The organism is Actinoplanes sp. CA-015351 (assembly GCF_050955685.1).
GTDB lineage: Bacteria > Actinomycetota > Actinomycetes > Mycobacteriales > Micromonosporaceae > Actinoplanes.
Genome location: NZ_CP192102.1, coordinates 3234863 through 3258160, shown reverse-complemented (window position 1 = coordinate 3258160; position 23298 = coordinate 3234863). Strand labels below are relative to the sequence as shown.

At 69.1% G+C, this 23298-nt stretch carries 21 protein-coding genes; 16 read left to right on the top strand and 5 right to left on the bottom strand.

Features of this window, described 5'->3' with window-relative positions; genetic code table 11:
* Window positions 1-91: 91 nt before the first annotated feature.
* Window positions 92-1429: an aspartate aminotransferase family protein gene (locus ACQP2E_RS14640; protein ID WP_433831862.1), complete on the bottom strand. Its 1338-nt coding sequence runs from the start codon at window positions 1427-1429 to the stop codon at window positions 92-94.
* A gap of 10 nt (window positions 1430-1439) precedes the next feature.
* Window positions 1440-2930 (bottom strand): CoA-acylating methylmalonate-semialdehyde dehydrogenase, encoded by a 1491-nt coding sequence (locus ACQP2E_RS14635; protein ID WP_433831860.1) that lies wholly within the window; start codon window positions 2928-2930, stop codon window positions 1440-1442.
* A gap of 58 nt (window positions 2931-2988) precedes the next feature.
* On the opposite strand from ACQP2E_RS14635, the gene ACQP2E_RS14630 reads away from it, so the two are divergent.
* A complete protein-coding gene (locus tag ACQP2E_RS14630) occupies window positions 2989-4320 on the top strand; it encodes a GntR family transcriptional regulator (protein ID WP_433831858.1) in 1332 nt (443 codons plus the stop codon).
* Between the two features lie 120 nt (window positions 4321-4440).
* On the top strand, window positions 4441-4638 hold the full coding sequence (locus ACQP2E_RS14625; protein ID WP_433831856.1) for a hypothetical protein: 198 nt from the start codon (window positions 4441-4443) through the stop codon (window positions 4636-4638).
* A gap of 3 nt (window positions 4639-4641) precedes the next feature.
* Here the strand turns inward: ACQP2E_RS14625 and ACQP2E_RS14620 are convergent, their stop codons facing one another.
* The gene (locus ACQP2E_RS14620; protein WP_433831854.1) at window positions 4642-6276 is read right to left on the bottom strand and encodes a serine/threonine-protein kinase; all 1635 of its coding nucleotides are present in this window, start codon (window positions 6274-6276) and stop codon (window positions 4642-4644) included.
* A 238-nt stretch (window positions 6277-6514) separates the two neighbouring features.
* On the opposite strand from ACQP2E_RS14620, the gene ACQP2E_RS14615 reads away from it, so the two are divergent.
* The 8 genes from ACQP2E_RS14615 to ACQP2E_RS14580 all read left to right on the top strand — a co-directional run bounded on the left by ACQP2E_RS14615 (window position 6515) and on the right by ACQP2E_RS14580 (window position 15842).
* Window positions 6515-7309 (top strand): inositol monophosphatase family protein, encoded by a 795-nt coding sequence (locus ACQP2E_RS14615; protein WP_433831852.1) that lies wholly within the window; start codon window positions 6515-6517, stop codon window positions 7307-7309.
* Window positions 7310-7772: 463 nt separating this feature from the next.
* A complete protein-coding gene (locus ACQP2E_RS14610; protein WP_433831850.1) occupies window positions 7773-8192 on the top strand; it encodes a phage holin family protein in 420 nt (139 codons plus the stop codon).
* Between the two features lie 1348 nt (window positions 8193-9540).
* Window positions 9541-10569 (top strand): autoinducer 2 ABC transporter substrate-binding protein, encoded by a 1029-nt coding sequence (locus tag ACQP2E_RS14605; protein ID WP_433831848.1) that lies wholly within the window; start codon window positions 9541-9543, stop codon window positions 10567-10569.
* Between the two features lie 22 nt (window positions 10570-10591).
* Complete coding sequence (locus ACQP2E_RS14600; protein WP_433831846.1) at window positions 10592-12097, top strand: sugar ABC transporter ATP-binding protein; 1506 nt, start codon at window positions 10592-10594, stop codon at window positions 12095-12097.
* Complete coding sequence (locus ACQP2E_RS14595) at window positions 12094-13101, top strand: ABC transporter permease (protein WP_433831844.1); 1008 nt, start codon at window positions 12094-12096, stop codon at window positions 13099-13101. The genes ACQP2E_RS14600 and ACQP2E_RS14595 overlap by 4 nt, the downstream gene beginning before the upstream one ends.
* Complete coding sequence (locus tag ACQP2E_RS14590) at window positions 13098-14171, top strand: ABC transporter permease (RefSeq protein WP_433831842.1); 1074 nt, start codon at window positions 13098-13100, stop codon at window positions 14169-14171. Before ACQP2E_RS14595 ends, ACQP2E_RS14590 begins: the two co-directional genes overlap by 4 nt.
* Window positions 14168-15403 (top strand): L-rhamnose isomerase, encoded by a 1236-nt coding sequence (rhaI, locus tag ACQP2E_RS14585; protein WP_433831840.1) that lies wholly within the window; start codon window positions 14168-14170, stop codon window positions 15401-15403. Before ACQP2E_RS14590 ends, rhaI begins: the two co-directional genes overlap by 4 nt.
* A 40-nt stretch (window positions 15404-15443) precedes the next feature.
* Entirely contained in the window at window positions 15444-15842 is a 399-nt protein-coding gene (locus ACQP2E_RS14580; RefSeq protein WP_433831838.1) for an Hpt domain-containing protein, read from the top strand.
* Between the two features lie 7 nt (window positions 15843-15849).
* On the opposite strand, the gene ACQP2E_RS14575 is transcribed toward ACQP2E_RS14580, so the two are convergent.
* Window positions 15850-17046 carry a response regulator gene (locus ACQP2E_RS14575; protein ID WP_433831836.1) on the bottom strand — a complete coding sequence of 399 codons (1197 nt, stop codon included), beginning with the start codon at window positions 17044-17046 and terminating at the stop codon, window positions 15850-15852.
* Window positions 17047-17237: 191 nt separating this feature from the next.
* On the opposite strand from ACQP2E_RS14575, the gene ACQP2E_RS14570 reads away from it, so the two are divergent.
* Together ACQP2E_RS14570 and ACQP2E_RS14565 are read left to right on the top strand one after the other, a co-directional pair.
* Window positions 17238-18422: a sensor histidine kinase gene (locus tag ACQP2E_RS14570; RefSeq protein WP_433831834.1), complete on the top strand. Its 1185-nt coding sequence runs from the start codon at window positions 17238-17240 to the stop codon at window positions 18420-18422.
* Window positions 18423-18494: 72 nt separating this feature from the next.
* Window positions 18495-20099, top strand: a complete 1605-nt coding sequence (locus ACQP2E_RS14565) for a methyl-accepting chemotaxis protein (RefSeq protein WP_433831832.1) — start codon at window positions 18495-18497, stop codon at window positions 20097-20099.
* Here ACQP2E_RS14565 and ACQP2E_RS14560 read toward each other — a convergent pair.
* The gene (locus tag ACQP2E_RS14560) at window positions 20081-20470 is read right to left on the bottom strand and encodes an ATP-binding protein (protein ID WP_433833927.1); all 390 of its coding nucleotides are present in this window, start codon (window positions 20468-20470) and stop codon (window positions 20081-20083) included. The genes ACQP2E_RS14565 and ACQP2E_RS14560 overlap by 19 nt on opposite strands.
* 209 nt (window positions 20471-20679) lie before the next feature.
* Between ACQP2E_RS14560 and ACQP2E_RS14555 the strand changes: the two genes are divergently transcribed.
* Genes ACQP2E_RS14555 through ACQP2E_RS14540 form a run of 4 tightly spaced genes read left to right on the top strand, consistent with a single transcriptional unit; the run spans window position 20680 to window position 23259 of the window.
* Window positions 20680-21372: an energy-coupling factor ABC transporter permease gene (locus ACQP2E_RS14555; protein ID WP_433831830.1), complete on the top strand. Its 693-nt coding sequence runs from the start codon at window positions 20680-20682 to the stop codon at window positions 21370-21372.
* Window positions 21369-21716, top strand: coding sequence for a PDGLE domain-containing protein (locus ACQP2E_RS14550; RefSeq protein ID WP_433831828.1), 348 nt, complete (start codon window positions 21369-21371; stop codon window positions 21714-21716). Before ACQP2E_RS14555 ends, ACQP2E_RS14550 begins: the two co-directional genes overlap by 4 nt.
* Window positions 21716-22480: a cobalt ECF transporter T component CbiQ gene (cbiQ, locus tag ACQP2E_RS14545; protein WP_433831826.1), complete on the top strand. Its 765-nt coding sequence runs from the start codon at window positions 21716-21718 to the stop codon at window positions 22478-22480. Before ACQP2E_RS14550 ends, cbiQ begins: the two co-directional genes overlap by 1 nt.
* A gap of 5 nt (window positions 22481-22485) precedes the next feature.
* A complete protein-coding gene (locus tag ACQP2E_RS14540; RefSeq protein WP_433831824.1) occupies window positions 22486-23259 on the top strand; it encodes an energy-coupling factor ABC transporter ATP-binding protein in 774 nt (257 codons plus the stop codon).
* The last annotated feature ends 39 nt before the right edge of the window (window positions 23260-23298 follow it).

Here is a 23298-nt window from a genome sequence, read left to right as displayed (position 1 = left end):
ACGCATTGGGGGGCAAGGGAATCCGAAGTAATTTCCAAGCCTGAAACGGAATCAGAACTTTGACCCCGGTTCAGACGACGTAATCCGGGGTTCAGGCTGTGGTGTAGCTGTCCGCCACGGTCAGCGCCTCGTCCAGGATCGCGAGGCCCTCCCGGACCTCTTCCACGGTGGTCGTGCACGGCGGCACGACGTGGATCCGGTTGAAGTGGACGAAGGGCCAGAGCCCTTTTTCCTTGCACGCGGCGGCGACGGCGTTCATCGGAGCAGCGGCCGCACCGGAGGCGTTATAAGGGACAAGAGGGGTTTTATCCGCATTTGTCACCAGCTCGATCGCCCAGAACACGCCGAGGCCACGGACGTCGCCCACGCTCGGGTGCTTCTCCTTCAGCGCCTCCAGCGAAGGCCCGATCACGTCGTCGCCCAGCATCCGGGCGTGCTCGATGATCCCCTCCTCCTTGAAGATCTGCATGCTCGCCACCGCGGACGCCACCGCCAACGGGTGCCCGGAGTAGGTCAGCCCACCCGGGAACGGCCGCTCCCGGAACGTCTCGGCGATCTCGTCGGAGATCACCACGCCACCGAGCGGCAGGTAACCGGAGTTCACACCCTTGGCGAAGGTGATCAGGTCGGGGCTGACACCCCACTTGTCGACCGCGAACCACTCGCCGCACCGGCCGAAGCCCGCCATCACCTCGTCGGCGATGAAGACGATGCCGAACTCGTCGCAGATCGCGCGTACGCCGGCCAGGTAACCGGGCGGCGGCACCAGGATGCCGTTCGTGCCGACGACCGTCTCGATCAGGACCGCGGCGATGGTGCCGGGACCCTCGAAGACGATGGTGTCGCGCAGGTGCTGCAGGGCACGCTCGGACTCCTGCTGCTCGTTCTCCGAGTAGAACGGCGAGCGGTAGGGGTAGGGACCCCAGAAGTGCACGACCCCGATCGCGACCGGCTCGTTGGGCCAGCGGCGCGGGTCGCCGGTCGCGGTGATCGCGGTGGCGGTCGAGCCGTGGTAGCTGCGGTACGTGGAGAGCACCTTGTGCCGGCCGGTGTGCAGCCGGGCCATCCGGATGGCGTTCTCGTTCGCCTCGGCGCCACCGTTGGTGAAGAACACCTTGTTCAGATTGGCCGGGGCCACCTCGGCGATCATCCGGGCCGCTTCGCCGCGCTTGTCGTTGGCGAAGGCCGGCTGGATGGTGCAGAGCTTGGCGGCCTGCTCCTGGATGGCGGCCACCAGGCGCGGGTGCTGGTGCCCGATGTTGATGTTCACCAGCTGGGAAGAGAAGTCCAGATACTTCTTGCCGCTGTAGTCCCAGAAATGGCTGCCGAGCGCTTTCTCGATCGGCAGCGGGTCGATCAGGCCCTGGGCCGACCAGGAGTGGAACACGTGGGCGCGGTCGTCAGCGCGCACCTGAGCTTCGTTGGTCACGGAAGAATCCTTATCGAGTCTGCGGGAAGCCGAGGTCGATCGCCGAGGTTCCCGGGTCCGGCCAGCGGGACGTGACGACCTTGCCGCGGGTGAAGAAGTGGATGCCGTCCGGGCCGTACATGTGGCTGTCGCCGAACAGCGACGCCTTCCAGCCGCCGAACGAGTAGTACGCCACCGGCACCGGGATCGGCACGTTCACGCCGACCATGCCCGCGTTCACGTCGAACTGGAACTGCCGGGCCGCGCCACCGTCGCGCGTGAAGATCGCGGTGCCGTTGCCGAACTCGTTGTCGTTGACCAGCTCGACGGCCTCGGCATAGGTCTCGACCCGGACGACGCTGAGCACCGGGCCGAAGATCTCGTCGGTGTAGACGGTCATGCTCGGGGTGACGTTGTCGAGCAGGGTCGCGCCCAGGAAGAAACCACCCTCCGGCAGGTCCTTCACATCGCGGCCGTCGGCGACCAGGGTCGCGCCCTCGGTCTCACCCGCGGCGATGTAACCCGCGACCTTGTCCCGGTGCGCCGCGCTGATCAGCGGACCCATCTCCGAGCCGGCCTCTGCGCCGTCGCCGATACGAATCTTGGGCAGGCGCGCCGCGATCGCCTCGACCAGCGGGTCGGCGATGTCACCGACGGCCACCACGACCGAGATTGCCATGCACCGCTCGCCGGCCGCGCCGTACCCCGCGCTGATCGCCGCGTCGGCGGCCGCGTCGAGCTCGGCGTCCGGCAGCACGATCATGTGGTTCTTCGCGCCACCGAGGGCCTGTACGCGCTTGCCGTGCGACGTACCGGTCTCGTAGATGTACTTCGCGATCGGGGTGGAGCCGACGAAGCTGACCGCGGCGATGTCCGGGTTCACCAGGATGGCGTCGACCGCCTCCTTGTCACCGTGCACGACGTTGAAGACGCCCTCCGGCAGACCCGCCTCTTTCCACAGCTGGGCCAGGAAGAGCGACGCCGACGGGTCCTTCTCGCTCGGCTTGAGCACGAACGCGTTGCCCGCGGCGATCGCGGTGGCACACATCCAGAGCGGCACCATCGCCGGGAAGTTGAACGGGGTGATGCCGGCGACCACACCGAGCGGCTGCCGGATCGAGTACACGTCGACGCCGGTGGCGGCCTGCTCCGAGAAGTTGCCCTTCATCAGGTGCGGGATACCGGTGGCGAACTCGACGTTCTCCAGGCCCCGGGCGATCTCACCGGCCGCGTCGGCGAGCACCTTGCCGTGCTCGGTGGTGACGATGGCGGCCAACTCGCCGGACTTCGCGGCCAGGAGCTCACGGAACTTGAACAGAACCGCGGAGCGCTTGGACAGCGAGGCGGAGCGCCAGGCCTTGGCCGCTTCCTTCGCGACCGCGATCGCGTCGTCGACCTCTTTTTTGGAGGCAAGATCAACTTCAGCGATCTGCGAGCCCGTGGCGGGGTTGAAGACCGGTCCGACCCGGCCGCTTGCACCGGCGCGCTCGGCGCCACCGATCCAGTGCGCAATGTGATTCATGGCCTGAGGTTATGTGACGACCCTGGACCGAACAATGCCTCATCTGTACTGTCACAAAATGCTCAACGCGGTGATGGAACGGCTCATCGATCCCAGTGCCCGTGGCCTCGCCGAAGCGGTCAGCCGCGCGGTCGGCGACGGCGCGCTCGCCCCCGGCGCCAAACTCCCGCCGGTCCGCACGGTCGCCGCCGAGCTGCACCTCTCCCCCAGCACCGTCAACGCAGCGTGGCAGCTGCTGCGCCGGGCCGGCACCATCCGGACGGACGGCAGGCGCGGCACTGTCGTCGCCACCGCCGGCACCGGCGGGCCCGGCCGCTACCGCGCGGCGCTGCGCCGCACCTCCGGATTCGGCCTCGACCTCTCCACCGGCGTGCCCGACCCCGCCCTGCTCCCACCGATACCGGCCCTGCACGGCCTCTCCCCCGCGCCCTCGTCATATCTCGACGAGCCGGTGCTGCCCGCCCTCGGAGCACTGCTGCGCGACCAGTGGCCCTATCCGGCCGAACGCCTCGCGATCTTCGACGGCGCCATGGACGCGATCGACCAGGTCGCCTCGGCCCTGCTACGGCTCGGCGACCTCGCCGTCGTGGAGAACCCCTGCTTCCCACCGCTGCTGGATCTGCTCGAAGTGCTCGGCGTACTGGTCATCGGCGTCGGCACGGACGCCTCCGGCATGCTGCCGGACCAGCTCGCCGCGGCCCTCGCCCGGCGGCCCGCCGCCGTCTTCCTGCAACCTCGCGCCCTCAACCCCACAGGCGCGTCGTGGTCCGGCTCCCGGGCCAGCGCACTCGCCGCGGTCCTCGCGCCACACCCGCAGGTGTACGTGGTGGAGGACGACTCCGCAGGCGACCTCGCCGCCGGTCCGCTCTGTTCGCTCGGCACCTACCTGCCCCGCCAGGTGATCCACGTCCGCAGCTTCTCCAAGTCGCACGGCCCCGACCTGAGACTGGCCGCGGTCAGCGGCCCGGCCACCGTCCTCGACCCGATCCTGGAACGCCGCCTGCTCGGCCAGGGCTGGACCAGCCGCCTGCTGCAACACCTGCTGCTCACCCTGCTGACCGACCCGGCCTCGGTCACGGCCGTCCGCTCCGCCCGCGACGCGTACGCCCTGCGCCGCCGCCTGATCACCACAGGCCTGGCGGCGTCGGGCATCAGCCTGCCGCCGGGCGAGGGCCTCAACATCTGGCTGCCGGTCGCCGACGAGCAGGCCGCGCTGCTCAGCCTGGCCAGCGCCGGCATCGGCGCGGCGGCGGGCACCGCGTTCGCCGTCGGCCCCGGCATGCAACCCCACCTGCGGGTGACAGTCGGCCTGGTCGCCACCGACCACGACGAGGTGTCCGCCCAGCTCGCACGGGCCGCCCAAGCAGCGGCCCTGGGCATCGCCCGTTGACCCGTGCCCCTGGCCCCATTGACCCATGTGCCTAGGCATGCGACAGTTGGTCACGGACCTACTAGGCGCACGAAAAGTCGCCACCATGACCGACAACGCATTGCTGGATCACTCCGGGCCGTGGACCGAGACGGATTATTTCGCTGGTACCTCCTGATCGAACCGGACATGGCCGACTACGAGTCACTCACCCTGCGGCTGTTCCGCCTGGAGGGCGACGACTATGCCGAACACGCCGTCGCCACCAGCGGAACCAGCCTGACCCTGACCGAACCGGTCACCGTCACCATCGACGTCGACGACCTGCTCGACCTCTGACCGCTACTTCTTCGGGACGAAGCTGTCGAAGACCAGCTGCAGGTCAGCCCGCGAGTCGTCCCACTCCGAGTCCTTCGTCTGCCAGTAAAAGCCGTAAGCCTTCTTGGAACTCACCACGACACCACGGTTGTTCACGTGCTGACGGGTGCCGCTCCTGGTGAACGTGAACTCCCAGTCCGCCGCCTTCTGGAAGTACTTCACCGACGCGATCTTCACCTCGTCGTACTGCGGGAAGTCGCCCGCCGACACCCGCGCGTCACGCTGACTGCGCCAGTCCGCGACCGGGTTCGAGCGCGGCGAATCGGTCTGGTCGATGCCGAGCACCTTGCCGTCACCGCGGAAGTAATCCAGCGTCCCCTCCTGCGTGTGCTTCCAGCCCTTGGGGACGTACACGGAATATCCGCTCTTGTCTTTATATTCTTCCCACCCGGCCGGAAGCACAGGACGCCCACCCGCCGCGCTCGCACTGACCGACGGCGACGCCGACGGCGCCGCGCTCGCCGACGTAGCGGGAGCGCTCGCCGGAGAACTGGCCGACGGAGCCGGCGGACTCGGCGCCGCCGGACTCGTCACCTGCGCGGTAGCCGCAGGCGGCGTCGCCTGCTGATCAGAATCGCCACTGTCCCGCCCCGCGACAGCCCACGCCAGCCCACCGGTCAGCAGCACCACAGCAGCCGCCCCGGCCACCGCGAGACGCCGGCGATTCCTGCCCGCTCCCTCTGCGGGGTCATCCCCAGGCAGCAGCTCGGTGCGCTGAGCGGGAATGTGCGAGGCCGTCGCCTCTTGCTCTTCCTTCCCGGGTACGGCAATAGCCCCCGTCTCGTCGAGCGCCTGCCGAATCAGCCGTTCCGCGTCCTCGATCCCGATCCGCCGCTCCGGGTCCTTCTGCAGCAACCCGTTGAGCACCGGCCGCAGCGGCCCCGCGTGAACCGGCGGCTCCGGCTCCTCGGTAGCCAGCGCCGTCAGCGTCGCCATCGTCGAGCCCCGCTCGTACGGCGAATGCCCCTCCACGGCGGCGTACAGCGTCGCGCCCAGCGACCACAGGTCCGCCTCCGGCCCGCTGACACCGAGCCGGGCCCGCTCCGGGGCCATGAAATGCGGCGAACCCACCACCACGTCGGACCGGCTGATCACCGAGTCGTCGTCCATGGCCGCGATGCCGAAGTCGGTCAGCAGCACCCGGCCGTCGTCGGCGAGCAGCACGTTCGCCGGTTTCACGTCCCGGTGCTCGACACCGCCCCGGTGCGCGGCACGCAGTGCGCCGAGCAGTTCCATGCCGATCCGCGCCACCCGGGCCGGATCCAGCCGCCCCTCCTCCGCGATGGCCTGGCGCAGCGACCGGGACGGCACGTACTCCATGACGATCCAGGTACGCCCGTCCAGTTGCAGTACGTCGTACACCTGCACCACGTTCGGATGGCTGAGCCGGGCCGCCGCGCGTGCCTCCCGCAGGGTGCGCCGCGCCGCGGCGCTGCCGTCCTCACCCGGCGGCTGGTCGATTTCCTTGACCGCGACATCGCGTTGCAAGGTCTCGTCGCGGGCCAGGTGCACAGCACCCATCCCGCCGCGGCCCAGCAGCTCGCCCAGCCGGTACCGCCCGGCAAGGATCGTCGGCGCATCGGGCATAGGTTCCGTCATACCCTCTCCGCGAGCTTCCCCAACGTAGGCCGTGCCTGCCACGCGTGTCGCCCGCATCGAGCCGTGGTCGGCTCGCTAGTTCGTGTCGTACTCGTCAGCCCGTATAACTGCGTGCCGTCGTTCCCGTTCGTGCCCCCGTGCACACCCCCTAAGGCATCCTAGGACTCTAGGTTGATGCCTGTCCGGGGTGCTTCGGCCAGTTCCGGCTAGGTTGCCGGGCAGACCTAGGCTGGCCCGCGTGCCGCTTGACGATCATGAGACTGCCATAGCCGCCGCGGAAGCCGGAGCTGCCGTCGTCCGCTCCCGTTACGGCACCGAACTGGGCCGCGTCGAGAAAACCGCCGGCGACTTCGCGACCGAAGCCGACATCGCCGCCGAACGCGCCATTCTCGCAGTGCTGCGCACCCAACGCCCGGACGACGCGGTCACCGGCGAGGAAAGTGGTTCGTCCGGGCCCGCTGACGCCACCCGCCGCTGGCTGGTCGACCCCCTCTGCGGAACGCTCAACTACGCGGTCCGCAACCCCGTGGTCGCGGTCAACGTCGCCCTGCGACTCCCTTCCGGCGCGATCGGCGCAGCCGCCGCCACAGATCCTTTCAGCGGCGAGACCTTCTGGACCGACGGACACACCGCATGGGTACGCCATGACGGCACCGACCACCCCCTGCGCCCCTCCGCCGCGTCCAGCCTTGTCGACGTGAACCTGGACCCGCCGTTCCCCAGCCACCCCGCGCTATTGCTGTCCGCACCCGGCTTCACGGGCAGGTTCCGCCCCCGCGTGCTCTCCACCACCCTCGCCCTGCTGTGGGTAGCCGCCGGGCGCCGCGCGGCCTACGTCACCTACGGCCCGGTCCTGGACAGCGTCCACTTCTCCGCCGGCATAGCGATCTGTCAGGCCGCAGGCTGCACCGTCACCGGGGTAAAGGGTCAGCCCCTGCACACCGGCGAAGGCGGCCTCCTAGCAGCCGCCGACACCCCCACCCACACCGACCTCCGTACCCTGATCACCTCAGCCTGGTCCCCCACCCCCTGAAGCCCCCGACTCAGCACCGGCCGATCCGCTGGGCAGTGCGCTGAGCGCCACCCGGACGCCACCCGGACGCCGCGCAGGGCGAACCCACGACGCGCACTCCTCAGATCTTGTGCGGTTGAGCCGCGCGGCCGACCACAAGCGCACGAGTTCCCCCGGGAGCCCGGCGCGGCGTGGCGTGGTCCCCGGGAGCCCGGCGCGGCGCGGCGTGGTCCCCCGGGAGCCCGGCGCGGCGTGCCGAGTTCCGGTCCCGCCCGGCGCCTTCCCGGATCTTGAGCGATTTTCAACCTGCCGGCGTTGACAATCGCTCAAGATCGGGGTTGCTCGTCTGCTGGCTGACGCCTCGGCGGTCGTGATCGGTTGCGCCGTGTCGAGTTCGGGTGGCCTGGACCAGGGGCTGGGGCGATTAGTCGGGATTCGCAGGGGTACGACATGTCCCGGATATCCGTGCAGGACGGAGGGGACGATGACCCACACAGACGCACGCGCCGATCAGGCGTCTACCGCTGAACTGGTCGGCCGGCTCAGTGAACAGGTGACGACGCTGGTCCGCGACGAGCTGGCACTCGCCCGTATCGAAATGGTGGAGAAGGGCAAGAAGGCCGGCAAGGGCGCAGGCCTGCTGGGCGGGGCCGGGGTGATCGCCTGGTACGGCCTCGGCGCACTGTTCGTCACGGCCGGCGCCGCACTGGCACTGGTTCTACCGGTGTGGGCGGCCGCCCTGATCGTGACCGTGGTGCTCTTCGCGGCGGCCGGCATCGCTGCTGTGATCGGCAAGAAAGAGGTCCAGCAGGCGGTACCGCCGGCACCCGAAGCGGCGATGGCAAGCGGCCGCCGTGACGTCGACACCCTGATGACCGCCGCCCGGACCGGGAGGCACTCATGACCGACTCGCAGAGCCCGGATGCCACGTCCGGGTCCTCCCGATCGCAGGCGGCGGAGGGATCCTCGGGTTCGCGGCAGCACAACCCGGGGGCCCACACGCCTACTCACGGCGCTTCGTCGAACTCCGGCGAGTCACCCGGGTCCGGCGAGCGATCCCCGAGGCCGGGGACGGGATCTCCAAGGCCGGGGACGCGATCCCCAACGCCAGGGACGGGATCCCCAAGGCCGGGGACGCGATCCCCAACGCCAGGGACGGGATCCGCGCGGGCGGGCCAGGGATCCGCGCGGCCGGGGCCGGCTTCCGGAGTCAACGCCACGGCTCGGCCCGCGCAGGGACGGGGTGGGCCGGAGCGGAAGCAGAACAGTTCGAAACCAGGTGGCCCCAAGCCGGCGCCCCCGCCCCATCAGAACCGGACCGGCCCCGGACCGGCCAAACCAGCTCGCGGCGAGGCCCCACCAACTCCCGGCCGGAAGCCCGCCTCACCGGCCAAGGCAGCACCGCCCGAACCTCCGAAGAACAAGCCGGCCCCAGCCCCCAAGCCCGCCCCAAAACCAGCAGCTGTCACGCCCGATCCCGCCCCGGCACCAGCAGCTGTCACGCCGGATCCCGCCCCGGCACCAGCGGCTGTCACGCCCGAGGCCTCACCAGAGCCAGCGACCAAGCCCATCACGGACAAGGACGCCGGAAAATCTGCTGAGCCTTCGGACAACACACTGGGTACGAAGGTCGAGGCTCTCGGACTCGTCCGCCAATCAGCAGCGGAGACCGGCACGCACGTGGTGGAAGCCGCCGCCGAGGCAGCGGAGGAGGCTACGGCGGCGATCGGCTCCGTCCCGCGCCGAGTAGTCGAGGAGCCACGCCGCTACGCGATGCTGGGCGCAGCCGTTGCCATAGCCGCCATAGGAGTGGTGCTGATCCGCCGAGCGCGCTGAACTCCAGCACCGCGCCCGAAAGCAGCCCCCGAAAAGCACCGACCCGAACGCACCGACCCGAAAGCACTGTCCCGAAAAGCACCGAACCCCGTGGACACGAGCACACAGTGAGCTCGCACCAGAAGCCCCGGCCGGACCATTCCGGCCGGGGCTCACTGCTACCCGGACCAACCCACCCCGGCTCGCGCCCGGGGTCGCCGAACACCCCACCAACGACCACAAGCACAAGCCCGCACCACACCGGCACGGCCGACGCTCGTTGAAACGTCTCACCCCGCCTCGCCGCGAGCTTCACCAGAGCTGGAGCAGGATCCTCACCTGCATCCTGGTTCAACTCTTGACCCAGCCCTAACAGGATCGTAACGTGAGTCACACCCCCGCTAGAACGTTTCAAGTTGTCCTTATCTGGAGGCGTCATGCGTCCTCGGTTCGCCGCTGCCGTCGCACTCACCGCGACCGCTGCTCTGGCTCTCACCGGATGCACCAAGAAGAACGACGACACTGCCGCGAGCGGTGACGCGACCGGCACCAAGACATACAAGGTGGCCTTCGTCCCGAAGCTGCAGGGCGTGCCCTACTTCGAGGCGATGAACGCCGGCGGCAAGGAGGCCGCCGCCGCGCTCGGCAACGTCGAGTGGCTCTACCAGGGTCCGACCCAGGCGGATGCCGCCGCGCAGGCTGACATCGTCCGCTCCTACATCCAGCAGAAGGTCGACGCGCTCATCGTCGCGCCGAACGACCCGGACAGCATGGCCCCGCTGCTGCAGCAGGCCAAGGACGCCGGCATCCACGTGGCGACCGCCGACACCGACGCGCCGAGCAGCGTTCGCGAGGTCTTCGTGAACCAGGCGACGGCTCAGGGCATCGGCGAGGGCCTCACCGACTCGCTGCTGACCGCGATGGGCGGCAAGGGCAAGTACGCGATCGTCTCCTGCGGCCAGACCGCCGAGAACCTGAATTCCTGGATCGAGGTGCAGAAGGCGTACACGAAGACGAAGTACCCGGACGCCGAGATCGTGGATATCGTCTACGCCGGTGAGGACCAGGCCAAGGCGACTCAGATGGCGACCGACCTGATGAACGCCCACCCGGACCTGACCGGCCTGGTCGGCGAGTGCACGAGCTCCGCGCCGGGTGTGGCGCAGGCCGTGAAGGACGCCGGCAAGATCGGCAAGGTCTTCACGGTGGGCCTCGGTACGCCGCAGTCGATGAAGCCGTACCTGACCGACAAGTCGTCGACCGCCGCGATCCTCTGGGACGTGGAGAACCTGGGTTACCTGACCGCCTGGGCAGGCGCGCAGATCGCACAGGGCAAGCCGTTCGCGGCGACGAACAACGTGTCCAGCGACCTGTCCGCGGTCGCCTACACCGAGGCCGACAAGATGCTGCTGCTCGGCCCGGCTCTCGCTATCACCGACCAGAACGTCGACCAGTTCAACTACTGAGCCGACGACCCGGGAAAAACGAATGACCCAGGAAAAAGCACAGCCCCGGCTGCGCCTGACCGCTGTGTCCAAGCGGTTCGGCGCGGTTCGGGCCATTCAGCACGCCGACCTCACCGTCCAGGCCGGCCAGGTGCACGCCCTGGTCGGCGAGAACGGCGCCGGCAAGTCCACGATGATCAAAATTGTCGCCGGAGCCGAGACGGCGGACACCGGCGAGATCGAGTGGGCCGGCAAGAGAGTCAGGATCGGGTCGACCACCGACGCGATCGCGCTCGGCATCGCGACCGTCTACCAGGAGCCGCAGCTCTTCCCGGAGCTGACCGTCGCCGAGAACATCTTCCTCGGCAAGGAGCTCAAGAAACAGGGAAGAGTCGACTGGGCCGGCCAGAACACCAAGGTGGTCGAGCTGCTCGCCCTGCTCGGCCTCCCGGCCAGGTACGCCACCGCCACCGTCGGCGACCTCTCGATCGCCGAGCAGCAGCAGGTCTCGATCGCGAAGGCGCTCTCCGGCGACGCGAAGGTGCTGATCCTCGACGAGCCGTCGGCGATCCTGACCGACGCCGAGATCGAGACCCTGTTCGGCGTGGTGCGGCGGCTGACCGCCTCGGGCGTCAGCGTCATCTACATCTCGCACCGGCTCGACGAGCTGTTCCGGATCGCCGACGAGGTGACGGTCATGCGGGACGGGCGAACCATTGGGACGTACCCGATCGGTGATCTGAGCGTGCGGCAGATCGCTCACCTGATGGTGGGTGAGGAGCTTTCCGACACGCGACCGCACCGAGAGGTCCCGGAGGGGCCGCCCGTGCTGGAGCTGATCGATCTCAGCCGAACCAACAAATTTAATAATGTCAATGTAAAGGTTCGGAAGGGCGAGATCGTCGCGCTCTATGGCCTGATCGGCAGTGGCGTCTCGGAGATCGCGGCCTGCTGTTACGGCATCGAGCGAGCCACCGGCGGCACGCTCAAAATAGGCGGAGACCCGGCGAATCCGAAAAACCCGGAAGACGCGAAAAAACGAGGCATTGCATTGCTGCCCGCCAATCGCAAGGTCGAGGGCATGTTCGGCTTCCAGTCGATCGCCTTCAACATCTCCGCGGGCCACCTCACCCTTCTCTCCAAGCTCGGCGTGTTCGTCGACCGCGCCCGCGAGAAGGCCCTGGCCCTCGACATGATCAAACGCCTTTCGGTACGCACACCGCACGAGCGCCAGCCGATCAGCGCGATGTCCGGCGGCAACGCCCAGAAGGTGGTCCTCGCCCGCCAGCTGGTGGAACGGCCGAAAGTGCTGATCCTGGCCGAACCGACCCAGGGTGTCGACGTCGGCGCCAAGGAGGAGATCCACCGATTGATCACCGAGCTGGCCGAGGAGGGCACCGCGGTGCTCGTGGTGACCTCCGACCTGCCGGAGGCGCTGCGCATCGCGGACCGCATCCAGGTGGTCCGCGGCGGCACGACGACGGTGGAGTTCGGCCCGGACGCCAAGCAGGTCGACCTGCTGGCCGCGGCAGCGGGAGGAAGCGAATGACGACCGTCGCAGAGCCGAAGGCGCCGAAAACCTCCAAGATCAGAAATTTGCCCAGCCCGGTCACCGGCCAGGAACTCGTGCTGGTCGGCGTCATCGCGCTCCTCTGGGCCGCGCTCGCCGTCAGCACCCCGGCCTTCCTGACCGCCGGCTCGATCCAGCCGCTGCTCGTGGCGACCGCACCGATCGCCCTGGTCGGCGTCGGCATGACCATCGTGATCATCACGGGCGGCATCGACGTGTCGGTCGGCGGCGCCATCATGGTCTGCTCGGTCATCACGGCGAAAACGCTTGTCGGCTCGGGGGTGAACCTCGGCGTCGCGGTGCTGATCTCGATCATCGCGGGAGCGGTGCTGGGCCTGGTCAACGGCGTGCTGATCGCCTACGGCCGGGTGCACGCCATCATCATCACGTTCGGCACGGCGAACCTGTTCATGTTCCTCGGCCTGCGGATCTTCGGGTCCGGCACGGTGAACGGGATCCCCGGTACGCTCGGATTCTTCGGGCGCGGGCCGGACGGCCGTACCCTCGGTGTTCCGCACGCCTTCCTGGCGACCGTGCTGATCACGGCGGCGGCCTGGTGGTACCTGCGGCACACCGCCGGCGGCCGGCACTTCTTCGCGATCGGCGGCGACGCGCAGGCGGCCCGGCTGGCAGGTGTCCGCGTGCAGCGCCGGGTGCTGCTGGCCTACGTGACCACGGGTGTGCTGGTCGGCCTGGCGTCCTGCTTCGTGATCGCGCAGGGCACGTCCACGCTGGACCAGTCGGTCGGCTCCGGCAAGGAGCTGGCCGTGATCGCGGCGGTCGTCATCGGCGGCACCTCGATCATGGGCGGCCGAGGCTCGGTGCTCGGCACCCTGCTGGGCGCTCTGCTGGTGCAGACCGTGTCGTCCGGGGTGACCCAGCTGGGCTGGCGCTCGCAGTTGTCCGACCTGTTCGTCGGCATCTTCATCATCGTGGCGGTCGGTGCCGACCTGCTGCGTGCCAGGGCGAGGAGGAATCGATGACGGCCACCCAGCTCGAACAGAAGCCGAAAAGCAAGGAGAAACCGGATATAGCGCGGATTTTCCTTACGCAACGCATCCCGCTTCTTGCCGTCCTCATTGTCATCGTCGTCGTCACGTTCTTCATCAACGACGCCGGTGGATACCTGACCGCGCCCTACGACTTCGACTACATGTCGGCGTCACTGATCAACGCGGTGCCCCTCGCCATGCTCGGCCTCGCCGAAATGCTCGTCATCCTCTCCGGCCGCGGCGGCATCGACCTCTCCGTCGGCGCGATCGTGAGCCTGGCCGGCATGGTCTTCGGTTTCGCGTACGGCGTGTGGGGCTGGCCGCTCTGGCTGGCGATCATCGCGACGGCCGCGTTCGGCGCGCTGTGCGGTGCGGTCAACGGTTTCCTGATCTCCTACATCGGATTCCCGGCGCTGATCGCGACCCTGGCGACGTTCTACGCCTTCAAATCCCTCGCCATCGTGATCAACAACCAGCAGCCGATCAGCACCGAGCCGATCCAGCAGCTCTTCTCGCTGAGCAAGTCGGTCGAGTTGCCGATCATCGGGCAGTACATCCCGGACATCCCGCTGGGCATCTTCACGTTCCTGCTGCCCACGGTCGTGGCGGTCTGGCTGCTGATGGCACGGACCGCGTACGGCCGACGGCTCTACGCGATCGGCACCAACGACGTGGCCGCCCGATGGTCGGGTCTACCGGTCCGCGACACGCGCTTCAAGGCGTACGTCTATGCGGGGTTGATCTCGGGTCTTGTCGCGGTCGTGACGGTGGCGCAGTTCGCCTCGGCGCGACCGGACGCCGGGGTCTCGGGCAACGGCATGGCCCTGCCCGCGATCACCATCGCCGTCCTCGGCGGCGTGGCGATCACCGGCGGCATCGGCCGGGTCGCCGGCGTGGTGCTCGCCACCCTGCTCATCGTCTGGCTCAACGCCGGCATCCTGCTCGCCTTCGTCGGCAACGAGGGCTCGCAGTACCAGCTCCTCGCCCTGGGAGCGGTGCTCGTCTTCGCGGCACTGCTGAACGGGCTCACCAACCGCAAATACGGAGGTGCACAGTCATGAACGACTGCACCGAGCGGCACTCGGCCGCACCGAAAAACGGCCTCGCAGGCGAGGGCCAGGAGGGCATGACGAAGATGGCTCAGAACCTCGACGATCTCGACGACTTCACCATCGAGGTTCCGAGCTGGGCCTACGGCAACTCGGGCACCCGCTTCAAGGTCTTCACCACGGCCGGCACCCCGCGGAACCCGTACGAAAAGATCTCGGATGCCGCGCAGGTCAACAAACTCACCGGGCTCGCGCCCAGGGTGTCGTTGCACATCCCGTGGGACGAGGTCGACGACTGGGCCGGCCTGCGCCACCACGCGGAGGACAACAACGTCACCATCGGCGCGATCAACTCGAACCTCTTCCAGGAGGACGACTACCGCCTCGGGTCGCTCTGCAACCCGGACCCGGCGATCCGCCAGAAGGCCGTCGACCACCACCTGCGCTGCCTCGACGTGATGCGCCTGACCGGCTCCACCGACATCAAGGTCTGGCTGCCGGACGGCCTGAACTATCCCGGTCAGGACTCGCTGCGCGGCCGTCAGGAGCGACTCGCCGACTCGCTCCAGCAGATCTACGCCGCGATGGACCCGAACCAGCGGATGCTGCTGGAGTACAAGCTGTTCGAACCGGCCTTCTACAGCATGGACATCCCGGACTGGGGTACCTCGCTGCTGCACTGCCTGGCCCTCGGCGAGCAGGCCACCGTCGTGCTCGACACCGGTCACCACGCGCCGGGCACGAACATCGAGTTCATCGTGATGCAGCTGCTGCGGCAGGGCCGGCTCGGCGCGTTCGACTTCAACTCGCGGTTCTACGCCGACGACGACCTGATCGTGGGCGCGGCCGACCCGTTCCAGCTCTTCCGGATCATGTCGGAGATCGTGGCGGCCGGCGCGCACCGGCCCGAGTCCAAGGTCAACTTCATGCTGGACCAGTGCCACAACATCGAGGAGAAGATTCCCGGCCAGATCCGCTCGGTGCTCAACGTCGAGCAGGCTCTCGCGAAAGCACTGCTCATCGACCAGCCGGCGCTCGCCACGGCGCAGCGTGCCGGCGACGTGCTGGGCGCGAACGCGGTGCTGATGGACGCTTACGAGACCGACGTTCGCGCGGTCCTTGCGGACCGGCGCGAGGCGCGGGGCCTTCCCCGCGATCCGGTGGCGGCTTTCCACCAGTCCGGGTACGCGCAAACAGCGGCAACCGAGCGCGCCGGCGGAGTCCAGGCGAGCTGGGGAGCCTAAAACCCGGCGAGCCCCGGCAGGCGCGGCGCACCATGACAACATGGGAAGCGTCGCGCCTCCGGCGGATCATGATGCCCGGGTCGCAGCGGTCCGGGCCCGCCTGGACGACATCACCGCCGGCAAACCCAGCCCGGACGAGCTCGCCCTGCTGGTGAAGCTGCTGCGGGCGTTCGCCGCGAAGGCGCCGGCCGCCACCGACGAGTTGATTTCCGTACTGGAAAACGGCGGCACCGGCGACATCCGCGAACGGGCACACGCGTTCAAGGGCTCGGCCGCCAACATCGGCGCCACTGCTCTCTCGGCGCTCTGTGCTGGTGTCGAGGAGGACGCCCGTGAGGGGATCCGCTCCGACCCGGCCACGACGGCGCAGCGCCTGCGCGACGAGGTCGCACAGGCGCTGCGGGCGGTCACCGAGGTGGCCGATGACTTTCACGCGTGACCGCTGGTCAGCGCTTCTCCTTGCGGACCAGGTACTTGCGGTAATCGGGCACGGCCGCGAGGACCGGCTCGACGATGTCGACCACCCGGGCGAAGTTGGTGAGCCGGTCCAGCATCACCTCGGTCGCCACGGTGCCCCGGCCGATCAGCACCAGACCGTTGACCGCGACGACGTCCTCGGCCAGGCGCATGCCGACCTCGAGTTCCATGATCCGGACGGACTTGACCACTTCCTGGTGTGCCCGGACGCCCTTGACCTTGCGCAGCGCGGCGAGCACGTGCGGCGCGCCGTCACCGCGCTCCTCCAGAGCGGCGATGGCCATCGCGCTGTTCGGCGACCGGGACTCGACGATCTCGTAGTCGATCGCGGTACGCACCACGTTGATCCCGGCCTCGACCAGCGCCGACCGGCCGTCCTCGGGCGGCGGGTCACCGGCCAGCCCGGAGGCGATCGCGACGACGTCGTGCAGCATCGGGATGTCGCGCAGCAGGCGGACCGCCGCGCGCGGCATGCCGTTGACCATGGCCTGCTCGTCCGGGCCGAGCTGCTGGCCGCGGTCGAGCTTCTTGAGCACCGCCGGCGGGACGGTCACCGCGCCGAGCTGCGACGCCATGGCCGCGACCTCGATCTCCCAGAGCCCGTCGAGCTGCAGCTCGTGGCAGATCTCGACGACCAGGGCGCGGATCCGGCCGGCCCGGGCGAACGCCACCGGGCTGGCCAGCTCGAGGCAGCCGAAAAGGGCCTGCATGCTGGCGCGCAGCGTGGTGTCGAGCAGTTCCCGGTCACGCATCGCCTCGCCGTGCCGGGCCACCGCGTCGCCCACGACACTGCGCAACTCCTCGGTGCCGGCCGGCTTCGGCACGTACCGGTAGACGCCGCCCGAGTTGATCGCGGCGATCGCGGTCTCGATGTCGCCGTGCCCGGTGTGCAGCACCCGGGTGATGTCCGGGTACTCCATCGCGATCCGGCGCATCAGCTCGATGCCGTCCATGTTCGGCATCCGCATGTCACTGATCACGGCGGCGACCGGGCCGTGCTCGGCCAGGACCTGCAGGGCCTCGACACCGTCGGAGGCGGTCAGCAGCTTGTGATCACGGCCCAGCTGCAGCGCGAGTGCCTGCAGCACGGTCTCCTCGTCGTCGACGAGAAGTACGACAGGCTTACCCTTGTCGGCAGCGGCCGACCGGAACAGCTCGGTCCCCATCCGTGGTCCCTCACCTCGTGTTTAGCGGTCGTTACGCATGGCCATATCGCCACCGACAACGCTCACATAAGCATCTGGCGAAGGTGTAATTTCCGTCGGATCTCCTTAAGCAGAGGCCCCCACCGGCCGAAATGCGTCTCACGTCCCGGCGGAGTGCCGCCATCGCGGCCCTGGAGAAACGGATGACAAACGTGAGCGCAGTAGGGGAAGACGCTCGTCTCGCTGCGGTACACAGCTACCGCCTGCTCGACGCCCCTCGCCCGGTGGTGCTCGACGAGCTGACCCGGCTCGCCAGCTCGGTCTTCGAGACCTCGATGTCCACCGTCACGCTCATCGACCGCGACCGCCAGTGGTTCGCCGGCAAGACCGGCATGCCCACCGACGGCGGCCCGCTGGACACGTCCTTCTGCTCCCGCGTCGTCGACCGCCGGATGTCCCTGATCGTGCAGGACGCGCTGGACCACCCGGTCTACCGCACCTGGGAGAACGTGATCGGCGCCCCGAACATCCGCTTCTACGCCGGCGTCCCGCTGCGCGACGAGGACGGTCACATCCTCGGCACCATGTGCGTGCTCGACGACCGGCCGCGCTCGACCGGCGACCGGCAGATGGACCTGCTCACCACCATGGCCGGGCAGGCCGCCGGCCACCTCTCCGCGGTGCGCAACCGGCTGCTGCTCGCCGAGGTCGGCGACGAGCTGTCCCGGGCGATCAGCCGCGAGGAGGACTTCGTCGCGACCGTCTCGCACGAGCTGCGTACCCCGGTCACCACGATCCAGGGTTACCTGGAGCTGCTGGTCGACAACAAGGATCTCGCGCCGTACCGGCGCCTCATCGACCCGATCCAGCGCAACGGCGACCGCCTGGTCCGGATGGTTGACCACCTGCTGGCCGGCACCCGTCCGGAGGCGACACCGCTGCCGCTGCTGCGCGGCGGCGTCGACCTGGTGGCGATCGCCGAGGCGAGCGCGGCCTCCTGCCGGGCTCAGGCCGCGCAGCGCGACGTGCGCATCGCGATCGAGACCAAGGACGAGAGGGTACGCGTAACCGGCGACTTCACCCGGCTCAGCCAGGCCGCCGAGCAGCTGATCAAGAACGCTGTCCTGTTCAGCGTGACCGGCTCGACGGTGACGGTCCGGGTGCTGCCGAACGGCCTCGAGATCACCGACGAGGGCGCCGGGATCGTGGCGGACGAGCTGCCGCACGTGACCGAGCGCTTCTACCGCGGCCGGCACGCCCAGGAGCAGGCCGTCCCCGGCGTCGGCCTGGGCCTCGCCATCGTCGAACGGATCATGCGCGCGCACGACGGCACCTTCGAGATCACCTCGGCCGGTGAGGGCCAGGGAACGACGGTCCGGATGGTTCTGCCCGTCTGATCCCTTGACGCTCAGTCCCGTACCTATCCTGCCGAATTTCCGTGAGACGGGCGGTTCGAGGCGGGAGTTGGCATGGCGATCTTGCGACGGCTTCGGCTGGCCGGGCGGCTCGGCACCGCGTTCCTGGTGGTGCTCGCGCTCCTCGGCGTCGCGGTCGGCATCGGCGCCGTCGGGCTGACCCGCCAGCAGCACGCCACCGAGAAGCTGCACCGGCTCCAGGCGCTGATGCGCCAGGTAGACGAGCAGAAGTTCTACAACGCCGACGTCTCCGGCTGGCAGCTCGCGGTCGCCTGGGACGCGTACCGGATCGGATACGCCAAGGCCGTCGATCCGGACGAGGTGAACCGGGCCGGGTTCCTGACCAGCGCCGCCGCGCTGAAGAAGCTGCTCACCGAGGTCGACACCGGCGCCATGACCGACGCCGAGCGCGCGTACTTCGACGAGATCACCGGTCAGTGGGACAAGTACTTCGAGGCCGACGACCAGGTGATCGCGCTCTACACGGCCGGGCAGATAGCCGAGGGCAACGCGATCATCCTGGGCGCGGGATACGACGTCTACTACAAGATCGTGGAGGACACCGACGCCCTGGTCGGGTCGGTCACCGCACGGGCGAGCACGGCGGCGCAGGACGCGCGGGCGGAGGCGTCGTCCCTGCGTACCGTAATGATCGTCGTCTCTGTACTTGCCATCGCTGCGGCGTTGCTCTTCTCGATCGCGGTGACCCGCAGCGTGGTCGTGCCGGTGACCAGGCTGGTCAAAGCGCTGCGCGGGATGGCGAAAGGCGACCTCACGGTACGCGTCGACACCAGCGGGAACGACGAGATGGCCGACATGGGCCGAGCTGTCGACGAGGCGATCACCGGGGTCCGTGCCACCGTCGTGGAGATCATCGAGAACGGCAGCCGGCTGACCCAGGCCTCGGAGACGATGCGCCAGGTCAGCACACGGATCGACACGTCCATCGCGGAGGCCGACCAGCAGGCCGGGCTGGCCGCGGCGAGTGCCGCCGGGGTCTCCGGCAACGTCAACACCGTCGCCGCGGGTTCCACCGAGATGGGCGCGGCGATCGGCGAGATCTCCCGCAACGCGGCGGAGGCCGCCCAGGTCGCCTCGGACGCGGTCGGCGCGGCCCGGTCGACGAGCGCGACCATCAACCGCCTCGGCGAGTCGTCCGCACAGATCGGCGACGTGATCAAGACGATCACCGCGATCGCCCAGCAGACCAACCTGCTCGCCCTGAACGCCACCATCGAGGCGGCCCGCGCCGGTGAGATGGGCAAGGGCTTCGCCGTGGTCGCGTCCGAGGTCAAGGACCTCGCCCAGGAGACCGCCCGGGCCACCGAGGACATCGCGAACCGGGTCGAGGCGATCCAGGGCGACACCGGACAGGCGGTCACCGCGATCGACGAGATCAGCCGGATCATCGAGCAGATCAGCGAGTTCCAGACCACGATCGCGTCGGCGGTCGAGGAGCAGAGCGCCACCACCGCCGAGATGAACCGGGGTGTCGGCGAGGCAGCGACCGGCGTCAACGACATCGCGGACAACATCTCCAGCGTCGCCCGCAGCACCGCGTCCAGCCGGGAGGCGGTCACCCTGGCCGCGCGGACGGCCGAGGACGTGCAGCAGCTGGCGGACCGGCTACGCGACGCCGCTCAGCGGTTCACCGTCTGATCGTTCGCGGACAGCTCGACGCACACCCGCTTGCCGCCCCGGTAATCCTGCACCGACCAGCCGGCCGCGAGGGCCTCGATCAGCGCGATCCCCCGGCCGCCTTCGTCGTCCGGGTCGCGGCGGCGGGGCACCACCGCGGAACCGTCGGCCACCGAGACGACCACCCGGCCGTCGTGCGCCTCCAGTTGCAGTTCGAGGCAGCCACCGCCGTGCCGTACCGCGTTGCTGACCAGCTCGCTGACCACGACGGCCGCGCTGTCCAGCCAGTCAGCGTCGCGGAAACCCCAGCCGGCCAGCATCGCCACTACGGCCCGGCGGGCCGCGCCGGGCGCGCCGGCGTCCAGTGGAACGTCGAGGTGGGCGGTCAACACACTCAATTCACAAACCCCGGGCTCTGAGCGGATGTGCGACCGGCTCCTTACCCCGGGGACCTATAAGGCAAAACTAATGGCCGTGGTCGCCGACCGGCTTCGTGGCGAGCGCCGCGGAGGTGTCGGGGATGTCATCACTCAGTGAAGATCACCACTCCCCTAGTTGCCAGGGATATGCAACAGCAGAGTGTTCCTAATATGCTCGCGGCATGGACACACAGGCGATGCACATCGCCAACGGGATCATCAGCGGTCCCGTCTCGGCGGCCTTCATAGTCATTGCGGTCGCAGGCCTGGCGGTCTGCGTCACCAAGGCCAAGACCGACCTCGACGACCGGCTGGCACCGATGGCCGGCCTCGTCGCGGCGTTCATCTTCGCCGTTCAGATGCTCAACTTCCAGGTGCTGCCGGGTGTCTCCGGCCACCTGCTCGGCGGCACCCTCGCCGTCATCCTGGTCGGCCCGTGGGTCGGCGCGCTCTGCGTCGCCACCGTGCTGATCGTGCAGTGCCTGCTGTTCGCCGACGGCGGCCTCACCGCCATCGGGCTGAACATCACGAACATGGCCCTGATCGGCACCGCCGCGGCGTACCTGCTGGTCGCCGCCCTGCTGCGGATCCTCCCTCGCAACGTCGGCGGACTGGGCGCCACCGCGTTCATCGCCTCGATCGTGGGTGTGGTCGTCGCCTCGATGGGCTTCGTTCTGGAGTACGCCCTCGGCGGCACCACCGAGCTGTCCCTCGGCGCGATCGCCGGCACGATGGCCGGGGTGCACGTGCTGATCGGCATCGGTGAGGGCCTGATCGCGGCCACCACGGTGATGACCGTCGCCCGGGTCCGGCCCGACCTGGTCTACGCCCTGCGCCACTTCCGGGCGGCATCGACCCAGGCGGTGACCGCATGAGCAAGAAACTCGGCTGGTTCCTGGCCGGCGGCCTCCTCGTTGCCCTGCTCCTGGCCGGCGTGGTGAGCAGCTTCGCCTCCGGCAGCCCGGACGGTCTCGACTACGCCGCCCGTGAGGGCTGCACCTTCAACGCCGAGGGTGAGATCACCGGCGGCACCTGCATGGCCCAGCAGGAGGGCGAGCACCAGCTCGGCGACAGCCCTCTCGCGGACTACGGCATCAAGGGCATCAACAACGAGTACCTCTCCACCGGCCTGTCCGGCATCCTCGGCGTGCTGGTGACCTTCGGCATCGGCGGCGGCCTGTTCTGGCTGCTGCGCCGCCGGACCAAGGCCGACGCCTGATGGGCGCGGGGCACGCCCACCCACTTCATCTCGACCGGGAGAGCCCGGTACACCGGCTCTCCCCCGAGGTGAAGATCACCGCGGTGGTCCTGTTCACCGTGGTCGTGGTGGTCACGCCCCGCACCGATTTCGCGGCGTTCGGCGGTTACGCGCTGCTGATCGCCGCGGTCGCGGTCCTGGCCCGGGTACCGGCACTCTGGCTGGCCAGACGCGCCACCATCGAGCTGCCGTTCGTCCTGCTCGCGGTGGCCCTGCCGCTGGCCGGGCACGGCGAACGCATCGACTGGCACGGCCTGTCGCTGTCGATCGACGGCCTCTACGGCGCGTGGAACATCTTCGCGAAGGGCACCCTCGGCGTTCTCGCCTCGCTGCTGCTGGCCGCCACCACCACCATGCGTGACCTGGTCCTCGGCCTCGACCGGCTGCGCTGCCCGTCGGTGTTCACCCAGATCATGACGTTCATGCTGCGCTACATCGACGTGCTCGCCGACGACGCCCGCCGGATGCGCATCGCCCGCCTCTCCCGCGGTTACGACCCCCGCTTCCTCTGGCAGGTCAAGGCGTTCGCGGTCGGCGTCGGCGCGCTGTTCCTGCGCTCCTACGAGCGCGGCGAGCGGGTCTACCTGGCGATGCTGTCCCGCGGCTACACCGGTCGCCTGCCGCAGACCACCGGCGGCCCGGCGCCCGCCCGCGAGTGGGCGGTCTCCGCGGTGCTCCCGGTGGCCGCAGCCGGGATCGCTGTCGCCGGCCTGGTCCTAACATGATCAACATGACTGAACCGGCATTGAGCGTCACCGGGCTGCGTTTCGCGTACCCTGATGGGCGCGAAGCGCTTCGTGGGGTTGATCTGACCCTTGCTCAGGGTGAGCGGGTCGCCCTGCTGGGCCCGAACGGCGCCGGCAAGACCACCCTGGTCCTGCACCTCAACGGCATCCTGCACGGCGGCGCCGGCCGGGTGGAGATCTCCGGCCTGGCGGTCACGCCGAGCGACCGCGCCGCGATCGCCGAGATCCGCCGCCGGGTCGGCATCGTCTTCCAGGACCCCGACGACCAGCTCTTCATGCCGACGGTCGCGGAAGACGTCGCTTTCGGTCCGGCAAACCTCGGGGTACGCGGAACCGAACTGGCCGATCGCGTCGACGAAGCGCTGTCCGCGGTGGGCATGTCGGCGCACCGCGACCAGATCCCGCACCACCTGTCGTTCGGCCAGCGCCGCCGGGTCGCCGTGGCGACCGTCCTGGCAATGCGCCCGGAGATCCTGGTCCTGGACGAACCGTCCTCCAACCTGGACCCGGCCAGCCGCCGGGAGCTGGCCGAGATCCTGGAATCGTTGCCGGTCACCGTGCTGATGGTCACCCACGATCTGCCGTACGCCCTGGAGCTGTGCCCCCGAGCGGTGATCCTCGACGAGGGCCGCCTGGTGGCCGACGGCCCGACCGTGGACCTGCTGGCGAACCGTTCACTGATGAGCGCCCACCGCTTGGAGCTGCCGTTCGGCTTCGACCCGGTGGCAGCCCTGACCTCCCGCCGCCGACCCACCTGAGCACCCACCCGCCCTGCTCTGCCCCGCCCTGCTCTGCTC

What these genes read in the sequence shown, in the direction of transcription:
- ACQP2E_RS14635 (WP_433831860.1), bottom strand. Translation starts at nt 2,930, where the DNA reads ATGAATCACATTGCGCACTGGATCGGTGGCGCCGAGCGCGCCGGTGCA.
- ACQP2E_RS14630 (WP_433831858.1), top strand. Translation starts at nt 2,989, where the DNA reads ATGCTCAACGCGGTGATGGAACGGCTCATCGATCCCAGTGCCCGTGGC.
- ACQP2E_RS14620 (WP_433831854.1), bottom strand. Translation starts at nt 6,276, where the DNA reads ATGACGGAACCTATGCCCGATGCGCCGACGATCCTTGCCGGGCGGTAC.
- ACQP2E_RS14610 (WP_433831850.1), top strand. Translation starts at nt 7,773, where the DNA reads ATGACCCACACAGACGCACGCGCCGATCAGGCGTCTACCGCTGAACTG.
- ACQP2E_RS14605 (WP_433831848.1), top strand. Translation starts at nt 9,541, where the DNA reads ATGCGTCCTCGGTTCGCCGCTGCCGTCGCACTCACCGCGACCGCTGCT.
- ACQP2E_RS14600 (WP_433831846.1), top strand. Translation starts at nt 10,592, where the DNA reads ATGACCCAGGAAAAAGCACAGCCCCGGCTGCGCCTGACCGCTGTGTCC.
- ACQP2E_RS14595 (WP_433831844.1), top strand. Translation starts at nt 12,094, where the DNA reads ATGACGACCGTCGCAGAGCCGAAGGCGCCGAAAACCTCCAAGATCAGA.
- ACQP2E_RS14590 (WP_433831842.1), top strand. Translation starts at nt 13,098, where the DNA reads ATGACGGCCACCCAGCTCGAACAGAAGCCGAAAAGCAAGGAGAAACCG.
- rhaI (WP_433831840.1), top strand. Translation starts at nt 14,168, where the DNA reads ATGAACGACTGCACCGAGCGGCACTCGGCCGCACCGAAAAACGGCCTC.
- ACQP2E_RS14580 (WP_433831838.1), top strand. Translation starts at nt 15,444, where the DNA reads ATGGGAAGCGTCGCGCCTCCGGCGGATCATGATGCCCGGGTCGCAGCG.
- ACQP2E_RS14575 (WP_433831836.1), bottom strand. Translation starts at nt 17,046, where the DNA reads ATGGGGACCGAGCTGTTCCGGTCGGCCGCTGCCGACAAGGGTAAGCCT.
- ACQP2E_RS14565 (WP_433831832.1), top strand. Translation starts at nt 18,495, where the DNA reads ATGGCGATCTTGCGACGGCTTCGGCTGGCCGGGCGGCTCGGCACCGCG.
- ACQP2E_RS14555 (WP_433831830.1), top strand. Translation starts at nt 20,680, where the DNA reads ATGGACACACAGGCGATGCACATCGCCAACGGGATCATCAGCGGTCCC.
- ACQP2E_RS14550 (WP_433831828.1), top strand. Translation starts at nt 21,369, where the DNA reads ATGAGCAAGAAACTCGGCTGGTTCCTGGCCGGCGGCCTCCTCGTTGCC.
- cbiQ (WP_433831826.1), top strand. Translation starts at nt 21,716, where the DNA reads ATGGGCGCGGGGCACGCCCACCCACTTCATCTCGACCGGGAGAGCCCG.
- ACQP2E_RS14540 (WP_433831824.1), top strand. Translation starts at nt 22,486, where the DNA reads ATGACTGAACCGGCATTGAGCGTCACCGGGCTGCGTTTCGCGTACCCT.